Source organism: Rhodocyclaceae bacterium (assembly GCA_020248265.1).
Taxonomy (GTDB): Bacteria; Pseudomonadota; Gammaproteobacteria; order Burkholderiales; family CAIKXV01; genus CAIKXV01.
The window spans coordinates 82,448-97,023 of the sequence record JADCHX010000018.1; the positions used below are offsets into that span (position 1 = coordinate 82,448).

Here is a 14,576-nt window from a genome sequence, read left to right on the forward strand (position 1 = left end):
TTTTCGCCGATCGGCCTCAAGCACTACCCGATCGCGCCGTTGTAACGGAGCCACTTCCGTACAGGCCGCGAAACGGAATCTCCATGACACCCGCCCCCATCCCGATCGATGAAGAACGGCGTTTGCTCGCCCTGCGTGCGCTGCTCGTGCTCGACACGCCCCCCGAAGAGCGCTTCGACTGCATCACCCGCTTTGCCGCCGGCGAGTTCGGCGTCTCCGTGGCGCTGGTGAGTCTGGTCGATGAAAATCGCCAGTGGTTCAAGTCGCGTACCGGGATCGATGCCTGCGAAACCGCTCGTGACATCTCGTTCTGCGGCCATGCGATCGAAGGCTCCGGGGTGTTCGTGATCGAGGACGCCAGGCTCGATGCGCGTTTCGCCGACAATCCGCTGGTGACCGGCGACCCGTTCATCCGCTTCTACGCCGGTGCCCCGCTGATCCTCCCGGGGGGCATGCGCGTAGGCACGCTGTGCGTGATCGACACCGAACCGCGCACGTTCTCCCGGATCGACCAGGCCATCCTGGCTTCGCTGGGCGAGGTGACGGTCGAGGAACTGATGCGCCAGGCCCGTGAACCGTGAGCGTGCCGATCGCTTCAGATATCGCGCCGGATGTACTCCTGGCCGATCGCGACACGCTCCGGAGACGGACGGTCGTGCAGGTGGCGCGCGAACTGGGGCTCGCGCGCGTTCACGACACGCCTGACGTGCACGCGGCGGTCTGCGAGATGGACGCGCAGCCTTTCGCCGCCCTCGTGATCGCCCTGGACAGCGAGGGCGATGCGATGGACCTGGTGACGCTCCTGCGCTGCGGACAGTACCCCTCGGCGGCCTCGACGCCGGTCGCCCTGCTCATCGAACACGGCCAGGACGCCGATGCGGCCCGGCTGTCTTCCCTGGGCGTGCGCGAGACACTGCACGGCGCCTGCTCGGCCCGCGGTGTGCTCGACCTGATCGGCAGGCTCGTGCAGGCTGGTCGGGGCTGACCGGGCGGTCGCTCCGGCTGGCAAGACGACGAGGCGATCACTGCTGCTTTCCCACCTGCTTCGGCAGCAGCAGCACTACCTCGAACTCGATCCGGTCCCACGGATTGCGTGCCGCGCGAAGCTTCGAGATACGTGCCTCGAGCGCAGCCCCGAGGTCGATCTGCCGTGCGACCTGCGGGTTGTCGCGCCGGGGTACGTAACCGAGCTTCACCTGTCGCCAGTCGACACGGACTGCGTTCCGGTCGTGCGGATTGTCCGCTTCGCGCACCAGCGCCAGCCGGTCGCCGACCTGCATCTGCGCGAACAGCGCTTCGGCCGCGTGGAACTGGAAGCCCGCCAGCGGAGAACTGCGCACGACGATCATCGCCTCGATGGCGGTCGCGGTCGGTGCAGCCTGCAACGGCGGCGCCGCGGCAGCAGTGCCCAGCGATGCCACCAGGCACAGCGCAGGCAGGGCTGTCGGCAGCCGCATCGGATTCGGAGCCAGGATCCTGCGCCGGACCTCAGAACGGCTTGACCACCACCAGCAGCACCACGGCGAACAGCACCAGCACCGGCAGTTCGTTCATCCACCGGTAGAACACATGGCCGCGCCGGTTGCCGCCGGCCTTGAACACTGCGAGCACCCGGCCGCACCACAGGTGATAGACGACCAGCAGCACGGTCAGCGCGAGCTTCACATGCAGCCAGCCACCGCCGAAGCCGTAGGCCAGCCATAGCGCCGACCCGAACACCAGCGCCAGCACGCCCAGCGGCGTCATGAACCGGTAGAGCTTGTGCGCCATCAGCAGCAGCCGGTCACGCTCCGCCGTACTGCCGGCAGGAACCATCGCAAGGTTCACGAAGATGCGCGGCAGGTAGAACAGCCCGGCGAACCAGCTGGTGACGAAGATGATGTGGAAGGCCTTGATCCAGAGCATGTCGGCAGGGTCGAGCGATGGAAGGACTTCAGCGTAACAGCCGCCGGCGCGCCAGTACCAGCGCGATATGGAAGGCTACGAGGCCGTAACCCGCCAGCACCGCGACGTGCAGCAGCAACTGCCCGGGCACCTCGCCGGCGAGCAGCGGGCGCGCAATCGCCACCGCATGGGTCAACGGCAGCGCGGCGGACACACCCTGCAACCAGTCGGGCAGCTGGCCGACCGGAAAGAATACGCCGCACACCAGCATCATCGGCGTGACCACCAGCGTGAAGTAGTACATGAAGAAGTCGTAGCTCGGGGAGAGCGCGGTGACGATCAGCCCCAGGCTGGCAAAGCACAGGCCCACCAGCAGCGCGAGCGGTATCAGCCAGAGCACCATCCACGACTGCGCCAGACCGAGCAGCCAGACCACGACCAGGATGGCCGCGCCCGAGAACAGGCTCTTGGTCGCCGCCCAGAGCGCCTCGCCGGTGACGATGTCATCGAGCGACAGCGGTGCATTCAGGATCGCGTCCCAGGTGCGCTGCACGTGCATCCGCGAGAACGCGGAGTACAGCGCCTCGAAGGTCGCGGTGTTCATCGTGCTGTAGCAGATCGTGCCGGCGGCGAGGAAGGCGATGTACGGCAACCCGTCGATCGCCGGGATCAGCGACCCGAGCCCGTAGCCGAGCGCCAGCATGTAGAACGCCGGGTCTGCGAAGTTGCCCAGCATCGACGGGATCGCCAGCTTGCGCCAGACCAGGAAGTTGCGCCGCCAGACATGCAGGCAGCGCAGGCTGAACGAGGGTAGCCGCCAGGGCGAACTGCGCCCCGGCGCGCCGGCGGGATCGTGCAGGGTCGCCATCGTTCAGTCGCGCATCTCGCGGCCGGTGAGCTTCAGGAACAGGTCTTCCAGGTTGGCCGGCCGATGCAGGTGGCGCAAGCCCGGCCAGCCGGCGAGGCTTGCAACCAGCGGCGCCGCGTCGTGGGCGTAGCAGAACACGGTCTCGCCGGTGCGCTCGCAGCGCTCGCTGTCCGGCTTCGCGTGCTTCGATGCCCACTCGTCGATGCCATCGCCGTACACCTCGACCACCTGCGGCTCGATGTGCTCGGCGATCAGCGCGCGTGGCTCGCCGGTGGCGATGACCCGGCCCTGGTCGAGTACCGACAGACGGGTACACAGGCGCTCGGCCTCTTCCATGAAATGCGTGGTCAGCAGCAGCGTCTTGCCCTGGGCGGTGAGCTGCTTGAGCCGATCCCAGATCACGTGGCGTGCCTGCGGGTCGAGCCCGGTGGTGGGTTCGTCGAGGATCACGAGGTCAGGGTCGTTGACCAGGGCGCGCGCCAGGGTCAACCGGCGCTTCATGCCGCCGGACAGCGCCTGGATCTTCGCGTCGCCGCGGCCGGCCAGGTTGGCGAACTCCAGCAGTTCCGGGATGCGCGCCTTCACGTGTGCATCGGACAGGCCGAAGTAGCGTCCGAACACCAGCAGGTTTTCGCGCACGGTGAAGTCGGGATCGAGGCTGTCGATCTGCGGCACCACGCCGACCCGCTGCCGTGCCTCGCGCGCCTGGCGCGGCAGTTCGAAACCGAACAGGTCGATCGACCCGGCATCCGGCTCGGCCAGCCCGAGGCAGAGCTTGAGCGTCGTGGTCTTCCCGGCACCGTTCGGGCCGAGCAGCCCGAAGCACTCGCCGGCCCGCAGTTCGAGGTCCACGCCAGCGACCACCTCGCGGTCGCCGTACGACTTGCGCAGGCCGGTGATCCGGGCGATCGTGGGCGCAACGGCACTCGCCGGCGCCGGGTGCTGCACCTCGGGTACAGGGTTCATTCGACGCCGGCGCTCGCCAGCGCACGTCGCACCAGCCGGGCCAGCACCGGCAGCCGACCGTGGAAGAAATGGCCGGTACCGGGCACCAGCGAGACCGGCAGTTCCTGGGGCCGCGCCCAGTCTAGTACCGAACGCAGCGGCACCACGTCGTCGTCCTCGCCATGGATCACCACGGTGGACGGGCTCACCGGCCCCACCTCGAAGCGGCCGACTGCGGGTGCGACCAGCACCACCAGAGAGAACGGATCGCCGGCTGCGTCCGCCCGTGCGGCAAGCCGGCTCGCGACGAAACCACCGAACGAAAAGCCGGCCACGACTGCCGGCAGCGGTCCGAAGCGCGTACGCAGTGCATCCATCACCAGCGCCAGGTCTTCGGCCTCGCCGTTGCCCTCGTCGTGCGTCCCCTCAGACTCGCCGACACCGCGGAAGTTCGGACGGGCCACCACGTGCCCCGCATCGAAGAACACGCGCGCCAGCGTGGTCACGACCTTGTTCTCGTTGGTGCCGCCAAACAGCGGGTGCGGATGCGCGATCAGCGCGATACCGCGACGATCCGGCCCAGGGTCGTTCAGCTTGACTTCGATCCGGCCCGCCGCGCCGCGGACGTCGAAGCGGCTCAGCGTCGATGGCTTCATGGCATCAGACTCGCAACCGCTCCACCGGGCGACCGTTCAGCAGGTGCTCGTCGATGATCTCGTCGATGTCGCCGCGGTCGACATAGGTGTACCAGACTGCCTCCGGGTAGACGACCAGCACCGGGCCGAGTTCGCAGCGGTCCAGGCAGCCGGCCATGTTCACCCGGACCTTGCCCTCGCCCGACAGGCCGAGCGCCTTCACCCGCTTCTTTGCGTAATCGCGCACCTCGGACGCACCGTGGTCGTTGCAGCACGCAGCGCCGGATTCACGCTGGTTGCAGCAGAAGAAGACATGGTGGCGATAGTGGCTCATCGGCAAGTCCGCGTGGATAGACGCTCATTATAGCCAGGGCATCACACCAGCACATCGATCTGCGAGGCGATCCGCCGGGACACCGGCGCTCAGCGCGCAGGACCGGCAGCAGGCGCAATCCCGGGCAATGCACCCCTGCGCAACAGCCGCCGCAGCCGGAACAGGTACGCCGCGGCCGCCAGCGGCCACAGCTCGGCAACCGTGCGCGCGAGCCCGGTGTAGTTGAGCAGCTGACCGTAGTTCCAGCGGAAAGGCCACAGGGCCTCGAGCGGCTGCAGTGGATTCTCGTACAGGTGGATCGACACGAACGAACAGCACAGCACGAAGATGCCGACGCCGGCCACCGCCATCCGGGGCAGCGCAACCATCACCGCCGCGAGCGCGGCGCCGGCGCCGATCCCGGCGAGGACCTCGTCCGACAGCCAGATGAAGGCCGCCTCGGCCTTCAGCATCGCGAGGCCCGCGCCGAACTTGATCAGCACGGCCATCGCCAGCAGCGACAGCATGGCGACCAGCGCATGCCAGCGACGGCGCATCAGGGCCATCACGAACAGGCCGACCGCAAAGGTATTCACCGCCACGGCGAGTGCGGAACCGACGGAGAACTCGCGCGGCGGAATGAAGCCGGTGCCCGGGATAGGCACCGTCGCCGGCAGCGCGCGCAGCGACATCAGCGGCAGGGACGGATCGAGCTGGGTCAGGAACCACAACGCCACCAGGGCCAGACCCGGCTCGGCGACCCGTCCCGGCAGACACCAGCGGCGGCGCAGATCGCGCACACTCGCCCAGAACGGCATGCGCCCGGTGCGCACGGCGAGCAGCGTCCCGAGCAGCGTGCCAGTGGCGTTGAGCAACAGGTCGACGCTGGAGGCGACCCGGCCCGGCAGGTACATCTGCGCCGTCTCCAGGGCGAAGCTGAGCGCGGCGCCGGCCAGCGTCGCCAGCAGCACCGCAAACACCGGCCTCATCCAGCGCATGGTCGCCAGCGTCAGCAGCAGGCCCAGCGGCAGGTAGGCAGCGCCGTTGATGAACAGGTCGAAACGCTGCCAGCGGCGCGGCCACGGCTCATCGAGAAAGGCCAGCGGCGGCACGCCGGGCGTCGCCCAGCCGGTGAACGGAGACAGGCTCGCATAGACGATGACCAGCAGGTAAGCTCCGGCGCAATACAACGCGAGCCGGCTTTCCCGCGCCTGATCGAGCCGGAAATCCGTGACGACGTGCGTAACGACTTCAGTATCCGGCCCCGCAGGATTCATCGATGAAATTCTATGACGTTTTCAATGGCGATGCGGATGGCCTGTGCGCGTTGCACCAGCTGCGCCTCGCCGAGCCGCGCGAAGCGATCCTGGTCACCGGCACCAAGCGCGACATAGAGCTGCTGGCGCGGGTGGAGGCCGGGCGCGGCGACGAGATCACCGTGTTCGACATCTCGCTCGAGATCAATCGCGAAGCGTTGATGCGCGCGCTCGATGCGGGCGCGCGGGTGCGCTACTTCGACCACCATTTCGCCGGCACCATCCCGCAGCGTCCGGGTTTCCGGGCGCACATCGACGGCTCTGCCGACACCTGCACCAGCCTGATCGTCGACCGTTTCCTGAACGGCAAGTATCGCGCATGGGCGGTGGTCGCGGCATTCGGCGACAACCTGCGCGAAGCGGCGTGGAAGGCAGCCGAACCGCTCGAGATGAACGACATGCAGATGCATACGCTGCGTGTGCTCGGCGAATGCCTGAACTACAACGCGTACGGCGAATCGCTCGACGACCTTCACTACCAGCCAGACGAGCTGTACGAGACGCTGCGCCGGTACGAGAACCCGCTCGATTTCGTGGTCGCCGAGCCGGTGTACGAGGTGCTGCGCACCGCGTTGTCGGACGACCTCGCGCGCGCTACCGAGCTGGAACCCGCGATGGCGCGCGAATCCAGTGCCGCATTCATCCTGCCCGATGCCGCCTGGTCACGCCGTATCTCCGGCTTCTTCAGCAACCAGCTCACCAATGCATTCCCGATGCGCGCGCACGCGGTGCTCACCGTACGCGCTGGCGGCTACCTGGTCAGCGTGCGCGCGCCGGCCAGCATCCCGGCCGGAGCCGACGCGTTATGTCGGCAATTCGAGACCGGCGGCGGGCGCTCGCGTGCCGCCGGCATCCAGCTTCTGCCGGACTCGGACCTGCCGCGCTTCCTCGCCGCCTTCGAGAGGGCCTACCCCGGGCACGGCTAGAACACCGACATGGGGGTCACGACATGGGGGTCAGGTCTTGTCTTTTGCAGGAAAGAATCGGTTGGGTGCCAGGAAGAATGCCAGCACCAGTGCCCCCTTCGGCGAACGCGCGGAATGCCGGCTGCCGGCTGGCCGCCAGACGAAGTTGCCGGCGGTGCACTCGCCCTCGTCGTCCTCGATCGCGCCTTCGAGAATGTAGGACTGCTCGATGCGCACGTGTTCATGGTCGCCGAGCACCGCGCCCGGTGCCCAGTGGAAGAGCGCGGTCAGCAGCCCGGTGGACGGCTCCTCCAGCAGCACCTTCATCCGGATCAGCGGCGAAGGCGTGTCGCGCCAGGGCAGCGATTCGACGTCGACGAAACGCGACGCGAGCGCGGACAGCGCGGCATGCGGGCTCGGCAGATCGGGTGTGGCGGCGCTCATGCAGGGGCTCCGGCTGTGGATGGACAGGGGGCGAGGCTGCGCCCGTCGCTGCAGGCCGGGCAGGCTCCGGTGTATTGTGCGACATGCTCGACCAACCGATCACCCCCCGACAGATGACCGCCAGCACGATCCCCACCTGCATCCCGCACGACCCCGCCCCACGCGCGCCGAAGGTACCGTTCCCGGCGCATGCCTGCGACACACATGCACATGTGTGCGGTCCGGCGTCGCGCTACCCGTACTGGTCGGAGCGCATCTATACCCCGCCCGACGCCCTCCTCTCGGAATACCGTCACATGCTGGACACCCTCGGCTGCGAGCGTGCCGTGCTGGTACAGCCGAGCGTGTATGACGTCGACAACCGCGCGATGCTCGATGCGCTGGCCGCCGATCCGAAGCGCCTGCGCGGCGTGGCGGTGGTGCCGTTCGACATACCGGTGGCCGAGATCGAGCGGCTCGACGCTGCCGGCGTGCGCGGCGTCCGTTGCAACATCGTCGACCTCAAGAGCGGCAAGGGCCAGTTGCCCCTGGATGCCCTGACTGGCCTGGCGAAAAAGGTCAGGCCGTTCGGCTGGCATGTCGAGTTCCTGATGCACGTGAACGAGTTCCCCGACCTCGACCGTCAGCTCGCCGGCTTTCCGGTGCCGGTGGTATTCGGCCACCTCGGCTACGTACCCACCGGCAGGGGCACCACCGACGCGGGCTTCCAGGCACTGGTGCGCCTGATGAAGGACGGCGTCGCATGGGCCAAGATGACCGGCCCGTACCGCCTGACCGGCACCGAGATGCCCTACCCGGACACCGACGATTTCGCGTTCGCGCTGGTCGATGCCGCGCCACAGCGGCTGGTATGGGGCACCGACTGGCCGCATGTGATCGTGAAGACGCGCATGCCCAACGACGGCGACATCGCCGACCTGCTCGGGCACTGGGTACCCGACGTTGCGGTGCGCAACCGCATACTGGTGGATAACGCGGCGGCGCTGTACGGGTTCTGAGCCGGATCGTCCGGCGGATTCGCCCCGCAGAAGTGCCGGGACCGCTGCGGCGATCGGTCAGAATGCGCCCTGGCGGAACAGTGCCGCGGCGATGGCCGACAGCCAGCGGCGTCCCGGACTGTCCGGGCGGGCGTCGATATGGACGGCGACACGCCTGACAGCGACGCGGCCGGGCAGCGGGTCATCGCCCTCGATCACGACCCGGTAGAGCGCATCGACCGGTGCCAGACCACCGCCGGGCCCGGCAGGCAGGACCTCGACCGGACCACCGTGGCCGTCGGCGAGCAGCCGGTGCGGCAGGCGCTGGACGCGTGCGCCATCGATCGCCGTGAGGCGGCCGGAGAGCCGGTGCCCACTGCCGGCAACGATCACCGTCACGGCAGCGCCAGCCTCGATGCGCGACAGATCGGCCTCGGCAACCAGCGCCTCGACCTGCCAGCCCCGTGCGTAAACCAGCCAGGCAATCGGCGTGGCGGCATCGACCCAGCTGCCCGGAGCGAGCAGCGGGTCGACATCGCGAACAGCGCCGGTATGCTCGGCCACGATGCGCAGGCGGGCGAGCTCGGTGGCGCGCGCACCGGCCTCGGCGCGCCAGCGCTGGCTCTGGCGATCGGCGATCACCTGGCGCGCGGCGCCATCCTGATCAAGGCCGACCGCGCCGCCAGCGGCACGCCGGTAACCCTCGGCCACCGCCAGCGCACGCCGGCGCTCGTCGTCCTCGCGCGGCGCATGAAGCTCGGCGAGTACATCGCCAGCCTGCACCGCCTGGCCCTCGCTCACCGACAGGCGTTCGATGCGACCGGCGTAGGGGGCGTACACCGCCTGCTCGCCCGCTGAGCGCAGCACGCCAGGCGCCTGGACACGGGTCGGCCAGGGCAGGAGCAGCGCGATCAGCGGCAGGCCGATGGCCAGCAGCAGCACGAGGACGCGCGATCGGCGCACGGCTGCACGCTGCTGCCACCACGCACGCAGCTCGGTGGCAACCGGACGTCCGATGAACACCCAGAGCTCGACCGCGAACAGCAGGATGCCCAGCGCCTTGAAGAACAGGTGGTAGACCAGCAGCGCGATACCGACGAACACCACCAGACGGTAGAGCCAGGTAACCAGCGCAAAGGCCACCAGCAGCGTGCCACGGCCCGGCGGCAGGCTCTCGGGCACCGGTGCTTCCAGCCCGAGCACGACCCGCCGCAGCCAGCGGCGTGCATGGGCACCGGCACGCTCGTGCAGGGCCGGAAAATCGAGCCAGTCGCACAGGATGAAGTAGCCGTCGAAACGCATGAACGGGCTGGCATTGACCAGCAGCGTCCAGGTCCAGGAGGTGGTCGCCAGCAGGAAAAGCGCGTGGCGCAAGGGCCCATCGGGGAGCAGGCACCATGCCAGCGTCGCCCACGCCGCCAGCGCCAGCTCGGCGACGATGCCTGCGCTGGCGATCGCCATGCGGTGGCGCGCACGGATCAGTTTCCAGCCTTCACCGGTATCGGTATAGGCCATGGGCCAGAGCACCACCAGCGCGATGCCCATGTGGCCCACTCGCACGCCGTACCGGGTTGCGGTGAGTGCATGCGCCAGTTCGTGCACCAGCTTGGAGAAGGCGAGCGCAACGAGCAGCGTGGCTCCGCCCTGCCAGCTCAGCAGCGCCCCCGCGCCCGCCCGCACCTCGTCCCATTGCCGCGCGGCGAGCAGCAGTCCGGCCGTGCCAGCGAACACGGTCAGTAAAAGGAAGCCGCGGGTCCAGAGCATCCCCAGACGGGGTGCCAGCCAGGCCAGCACGCGTGCCGGGCGCACCAGCGGTATGCGCACGAACAGATAGTGCTGCAGCCACCAGCGCCAGCCGAAGCGCGGCGGCAGCACCCGCGCCGGCAACGCGCGCAGCAACTGCTGTGCACGCAGGAATGCGGCGAAGGCCTCGACATCGGCCGGCTCGACCTGCAGGACGGTGTCGGCGCGGATCTGCGCCGCGATCTGCGCGGCATCCCCGAGATGCCAGCGCGCCAGCATCTCGAACTCCAGCCAGCCGATGCGGCAGTAGCGGTTGGCCACCGGGTCGGCGACATGCCAGGCCGGCGAGCCGTCGGGGTTGTCGCCGGCACGGTGCAGGCGCAGTTCCTCCCGCAGCTCGGGCCAGGGTACGGGCGCCGCCTGTGCAGGGCGCCCCACCGGGATCGCCCCTTCCGCTGCAGCGACGGCCGAAATCAGCATCCGCACCACTCGCGCAGGGCCGCCAGCGGCCGGCGCAACAGCAGGTAGCCGAGCACGGTCCATTCGCCCGCGATGCGTACCGTGCCGCGTAACCCGACACGCACGGCCTCGCTGCCGGCCTGCAGGCGCCCGCGCACCCGGTAGCCGGCAATGCCTTCGGGCGAGTCGGCGACCTGGTAGGACGCATGGTCGAGGCTGCCCGACAGGGGCTGCAACGGCGCCACCCGCAGGAACAGCGTCATCGGTGCGCCCGGCGCCAGGTTGATCGCATCGGCCACCGGCACCCAGGCCTGGATGCCCGGCTGCCCCGGATCGCTCAGCAGCCCGATGCGCTCGCCGGTCTGCACCGGCTTTCCGGCCCAGTCATCGGGATGGGAGTAGACGAACACGCCATCGGCGGGCGCCACCACCTGCAGGCGCGCGAGTTCCGCGGTCAGGCCGGCGATCTCGGCCTCGCGCTCGCGCACCCGCGCCTCGGCCTGTCCGACTTCGGCGCGCGCCTCCTGCCGGTCGAAGGCGCGCTGCGAAGATTGCAGGAACTCGGCCCGGGTGGTCGCCATCGATGCCCGCGCCACCGACAGGCGGCTGCGCAGGCTGGTGTCGTCGAACTCGGCGAGCACATCGCCCTTGCGCACCGGGGTGTTGGGCGGCACGCGCATCGTGCGGATCACACCGGTCTGCGGCGCTGCGATGACCTGGCTCGCCAGGGAAATCACCTCGGCTGGCGCGAGCGAGTACTCGCGTACAGGCACCGCCAGCAGCAACAGGACAGCGAGCACCCCGATCCTGGTGCGACCTGAACCCGCGGCCATGCGCCAGCGCTCGGCGAGGCGCGGCCGCCGTGACGCAAGCGCCCACCATGCGTGACCGGCCGCGCCGGCGGCGGCCGCCAGCCACCAGGATGGGCTCCCGTCGTCCAGCGCCTGCGGCCAGGGCGACTCGCGAGCCAGCACCAGCACCGCGCGCACGACGGCATCCGGTCCGCGCAGCGGCAGCAGCAGCGCGTGCGGCGGCAGCCACTCCGACCAGCCATCGGCCAGCCGCGCCGGCAGGCTGCTCGCGTCGGCGGCGAGCATGGCGGCATCGGACGGCAGCCCGATCAGCGCCGGCCGCAGCGCATCCACCATCTCGCCGAGCCACAGCGCGAACGGCGTATCCGCATCCACCGCGACCAGGCCCGAGTGCGCGAGCAGCGTACCGCGTCCGGCCGCATCGCAGGCCACGATGGCCGCCTGCCGGTACTCGACCAGCGCACGCAGTTCGTTGCACAGCACGAAGCTCAGCGCCGGCAGGTCGCGCGCCTCCCGCATCTGTGCGGTGAGACGCAGATGCACGACTGCACCCTGATCGACGACCGGCATCCGGAAGCTAGCGCCGGGGTACGACCACCCGGCCGCTCATGCCGGGCAGCAGGTCGGCGCCACCGCCTTCGAAGGTCATCTCGAGTTCGATGGTCTGGCTGACTGCATCGACCCGCCCTGCCACGCGTGCCACGCGCATCGCGTGACGGCGCCCGGTCTCGTCGATCACGGCGTCGAGCCGCTCGCCCGGCTTGAGCCAGGCCAGCCACCGCGAGGGTGCATTCACCCTTGCCCTGACCGCACCGCTGCCCACCACATCGATGATCGGCGCGCCAGCCGTGACGCTCTGGCCCGGCCGGACGTGGATGCGGGCCACCCGTCCGTCGAACGGCGCACGCACCACGCACTGCGCCAGCTGGGCCTCTATCACCCGTGTCTGAGCCTGCGCCCGGTCGACTGCCGCCGCGGCCATTGACACCTCGATCTCGGCGGCCGACTGCAGCCCCTGCAGGCGCAGCTTGGCCTCGTGCTGCAGGCGCGCGGCACTCGCCTCGGCAGCGGCCGCCTCTCGGCGCGCTTCCACCTCGGCGCATTCGAACCGCACCAGCGGACGACCGGCGGCCACCGCGTCGCCCAGGCGTACCTCGACTGCGGACACCCGGGCCGCAGCCGGCGCCGACATCGCGCTCTCCTGGTCGGCGACCACCAGCAGGCGTACTTCGATGTCCGTCGCGCGCAACCGGCCCGCCGCATCCCCCGGCGCGACTGGTACCGGCACCTGCGCCAACGCCGGCACGCCGTACCCGAGCGCCAGTACCAGCACGGCGCATACCGTGCCCGTCCACCATGCGGTCGGGATATCCACCGGCGCGCGGTCGGTATTCATCGGCCCACGCCCCGCGCGCCCAACGCTTCGCGCAGCCGCGCCATCACCGACAGTACTGCCGCTTCGGCGAAGGCCGAAATCGTCTTCGCATCGGAGGTTGCTGGCAGCACGCTGGTGTAGTCGGAGCCGAACACCGGCTTGCCCGCGGCATCGGCGACCTCTATCCGCCAGGCGGCGCGGCCGCCACCGGCCGGCGGCGACGTGAACGCGAGCAACAGCCGGAAAGCATCGTCGGCCGTACGCACGCCGACCTGGCTGCGCGCGAGCACGCGTTCGACCGACTCGCGCACGGTGGCTTCATCTTCCTGCCCGCCCAGGCCCTCGATCGCCACGCGCACCGGCCGCTGCACGGGCACCTCGGCTACCCCGATGCGAAACGCCTCGCGCTCGCCGGCGGTGAGCGACGTCTCGATCGCACGCTGCAGGTCGGGCAGTTCGGCCGAGCGGACCTCGCCGGGCAGCAGGTCGATGCCGAGCGAGTTCATCACCCGCCCGAAGGCCGCCTGCGCGGCGGCGTAGGCAGTCGCCTGCTGGTAGCGCGAAACCAGTGCACGGCTCTCGGTGCGCAGTGCCTCGAGTTCGCTCTCGAGGCGGCTCGCCGCGCTGGCGCGCGAGATCGCCGACAGGCGCTGATCGACCTGGGTGGACTCCCGTGCAAGGTCGTGATCGAGCGTGGTCAGGCGGTAGCGCTCCACGGATACCCGCACCTGGGTGATCACCGCCATCGACAGCGCCATGCGGCGGGCGCTGTCGGTCTGCGCGCGCGCCTCGTTGGCCCGCCGCATCGTGGGCAGGCCGGTCAGCCGCATCAGGTTGATCGACACGCTCGCGCCGGCATCGGACCAGGCGTTGTTGTACAGGTACGGATTCGAGTTGTAGCTAGCGCCGGCGAAGATGTTCAGGTTGGGAAACAACGAAGCCAGTTGCCGGCGCGCCTCGCTCTGGGTGATGCGCGCCCGGTAGTCTTCCTCGAGCAGTTCCGGCCGCCGGGTGAGCGCCATGCGCTCCAGCGCGGGCATGTCGACCGGCACGGCCAGCAGCGGCGGCTCGGCCACATCGGCGATGCGTACCTCGATACCGGGGCGCACGTTCATCAGCGCCGCCAGTTCGCGGCGGGCGAACTCCATCTCCTGGCGGCGCAGGTTCACCAGCGTCATCGCGTCGAGCAGGGCACGCTGATAGGCCAACGCCTGCACTGGGGGCAGCACGCCCGCGCGCTCGGCGTCGCGCGAACGCTCGATCGCCGAGCGTATCTTCACCAGCAGGGCATCGGCCTCGCCGGACAGGCGCTGCGCCGCGGCTGCCCGCCAGTAGGCGCTGCGTACGTCCTGCACGATGTTCTGCAGGACCTTGCGCCGCCGCTCCTCGGCGATGCTCACCTCGTCGGCTGCCTGCTTGGCGCGGTAGTAGCTGATGCCGAAATCGAGCACGTTCCATGAGAACTCCGCCCGGGACGTGCTCAGGGCGCGCGCCTCGGCGGTCGACGGGCGCAGGCTGACCAGCCGGTCCTCGATGCCGATGCTGGTGCCGCCGGAGTCGTTGCTGCGCGACCGGTAGCCGGCATCGGCGACCACCCGCGGCAGCAGATCCACGCGAGACACGTCGAACAGCCCCTGCGACAGCGCGATCTCCATCAGCTTGAGCCGGTAGTCGAGGTTGTACTTGAGCGCCCGCGCCAGCGCACCTGAGAAGGTGAGCGGCTCGGTGAGCACTTCCTGGTCGGCGTACATCGCATCGCGGTCACGGCGCACCCGCTCTTCGATCTGCTCGGCCGTCAGGCGCTCGGGAACGATCGAGCAGCCGGACAAGGCCAGGACGACTGCGCCGGCCAGTGCCCAGCGGGTGGATCGCGCGAATCTGCGGGTCGGATCACTCATCA

At 69.6% G+C, this 14,576-nt stretch carries 16 protein-coding genes; 4 read left to right on the forward strand and 12 right to left on the reverse strand.

Annotated features, from left to right (window positions below; all coding sequences use genetic code 11):
- Positions 1–83: 83 nt before the first annotated feature.
- Together ING98_15955 and ING98_15960 are read left to right on the forward strand one after the other, a co-directional pair.
- Positions 84–581, forward strand: a complete 498-nt coding sequence (locus ING98_15955) for a GAF domain-containing protein (protein ID MCA3103360.1) — start codon at positions 84–86, stop codon at positions 579–581.
- Positions 578–985 carry a hypothetical protein gene (locus ING98_15960; protein MCA3103361.1) on the forward strand — a complete coding sequence of 136 codons (408 nt, stop codon included), beginning with the start codon at positions 578–580 and terminating at the stop codon, positions 983–985. Before ING98_15955 ends, ING98_15960 begins: the two co-directional genes overlap by 4 nt.
- A gap of 37 nt (positions 986–1,022) precedes the next feature.
- On the opposite strand, the gene ING98_15965 is transcribed toward ING98_15960, so the two are convergent.
- From ING98_15965 to ING98_15995, 7 genes are all read right to left on the reverse strand, one after another.
- Positions 1,023–1,457: an HIRAN domain-containing protein gene (locus ING98_15965; GenBank protein MCA3103362.1), complete on the reverse strand. Its 435-nt coding sequence runs from the start codon at positions 1,455–1,457 to the stop codon at positions 1,023–1,025.
- A 31-nt stretch (positions 1,458–1,488) separates the two neighbouring features.
- Positions 1,489–1,905, reverse strand: coding sequence for a CopD family protein (locus ING98_15970; protein MCA3103363.1), 417 nt, complete (start codon positions 1,903–1,905; stop codon positions 1,489–1,491).
- 28 nt (positions 1,906–1,933) lie between these two features.
- Positions 1,934–2,752, reverse strand: coding sequence for an ABC transporter permease (locus ING98_15975; protein MCA3103364.1), 819 nt, complete (start codon positions 2,750–2,752; stop codon positions 1,934–1,936).
- 3 nt (positions 2,753–2,755) lie between these two features.
- Positions 2,756–3,718 carry an ATP-binding cassette domain-containing protein gene (locus ING98_15980; protein ID MCA3103365.1) on the reverse strand — a complete coding sequence of 321 codons (963 nt, stop codon included), beginning with the start codon at positions 3,716–3,718 and terminating at the stop codon, positions 2,756–2,758.
- Positions 3,715–4,353 carry an alpha/beta fold hydrolase gene (locus ING98_15985; protein ID MCA3103366.1) on the reverse strand — a complete coding sequence of 213 codons (639 nt, stop codon included), beginning with the start codon at positions 4,351–4,353 and terminating at the stop codon, positions 3,715–3,717. Before ING98_15985 ends, ING98_15980 begins: the two co-directional genes overlap by 4 nt.
- Before the next feature lie 4 nt (positions 4,354–4,357).
- Positions 4,358–4,666, reverse strand: a complete 309-nt coding sequence (locus tag ING98_15990) for a (2Fe-2S) ferredoxin domain-containing protein (GenBank protein ID MCA3103367.1) — start codon at positions 4,664–4,666, stop codon at positions 4,358–4,360.
- 89 nt (positions 4,667–4,755) lie between these two features.
- Positions 4,756–5,922 (reverse strand): VanZ family protein, encoded by a 1,167-nt coding sequence (locus ING98_15995; GenBank protein MCA3103368.1) that lies wholly within the window; start codon positions 5,920–5,922, stop codon positions 4,756–4,758.
- Positions 5,923–5,924: 2 nt separating this feature from the next.
- Between ING98_15995 and ING98_16000 the strand changes: the two genes are divergently transcribed.
- On the forward strand, positions 5,925–6,887 hold the full coding sequence (locus tag ING98_16000; protein ID MCA3103369.1) for an acetyltransferase: 963 nt from the start codon (positions 5,925–5,927) through the stop codon (positions 6,885–6,887).
- 30 nt (positions 6,888–6,917) lie between these two features.
- Here ING98_16000 and ING98_16005 read toward each other — a convergent pair whose 3' ends face one another.
- A complete protein-coding gene (locus ING98_16005; protein ID MCA3103370.1) occupies positions 6,918–7,310 on the reverse strand; it encodes a cupin domain-containing protein in 393 nt (130 codons plus the stop codon).
- 113 nt (positions 7,311–7,423) lie between these two features.
- Here ING98_16005 and ING98_16010 point away from each other — a divergent pair, with 113 nt between their 5' ends.
- On the forward strand, positions 7,424–8,308 hold the full coding sequence (locus tag ING98_16010) for an amidohydrolase family protein (GenBank protein MCA3103371.1): 885 nt from the start codon (positions 7,424–7,426) through the stop codon (positions 8,306–8,308).
- A gap of 57 nt (positions 8,309–8,365) precedes the next feature.
- Here the strand turns inward: ING98_16010 and ING98_16015 are convergent, their stop codons facing one another.
- The 4 genes from ING98_16015 to ING98_16030 are packed head-to-tail and all read right to left on the reverse strand — an operon-like array spanning position 8,366 to position 14,574.
- Complete coding sequence (locus tag ING98_16015; GenBank protein ID MCA3103372.1) at positions 8,366–10,510, reverse strand: HlyD family efflux transporter periplasmic adaptor subunit; 2,145 nt, start codon at positions 10,508–10,510, stop codon at positions 8,366–8,368.
- Positions 10,504–11,871: an HlyD family efflux transporter periplasmic adaptor subunit gene (locus ING98_16020; GenBank protein MCA3103373.1), complete on the reverse strand. Its 1,368-nt coding sequence runs from the start codon at positions 11,869–11,871 to the stop codon at positions 10,504–10,506. Before ING98_16020 ends, ING98_16015 begins: the two co-directional genes overlap by 7 nt.
- A gap of 7 nt (positions 11,872–11,878) precedes the next feature.
- The gene (locus ING98_16025) at positions 11,879–12,697 is read right to left on the reverse strand and encodes an efflux RND transporter periplasmic adaptor subunit (GenBank protein MCA3103374.1); all 819 of its coding nucleotides are present in this window, start codon (positions 12,695–12,697) and stop codon (positions 11,879–11,881) included.
- Entirely contained in the window at positions 12,694–14,574 is a 1,881-nt protein-coding gene (locus ING98_16030; protein ID MCA3103375.1) for a TolC family protein, read from the reverse strand. The genes ING98_16025 and ING98_16030 overlap by 4 nt, the downstream gene beginning before the upstream one ends.
- Positions 14,575–14,576 lie beyond the last annotated feature (2 nt).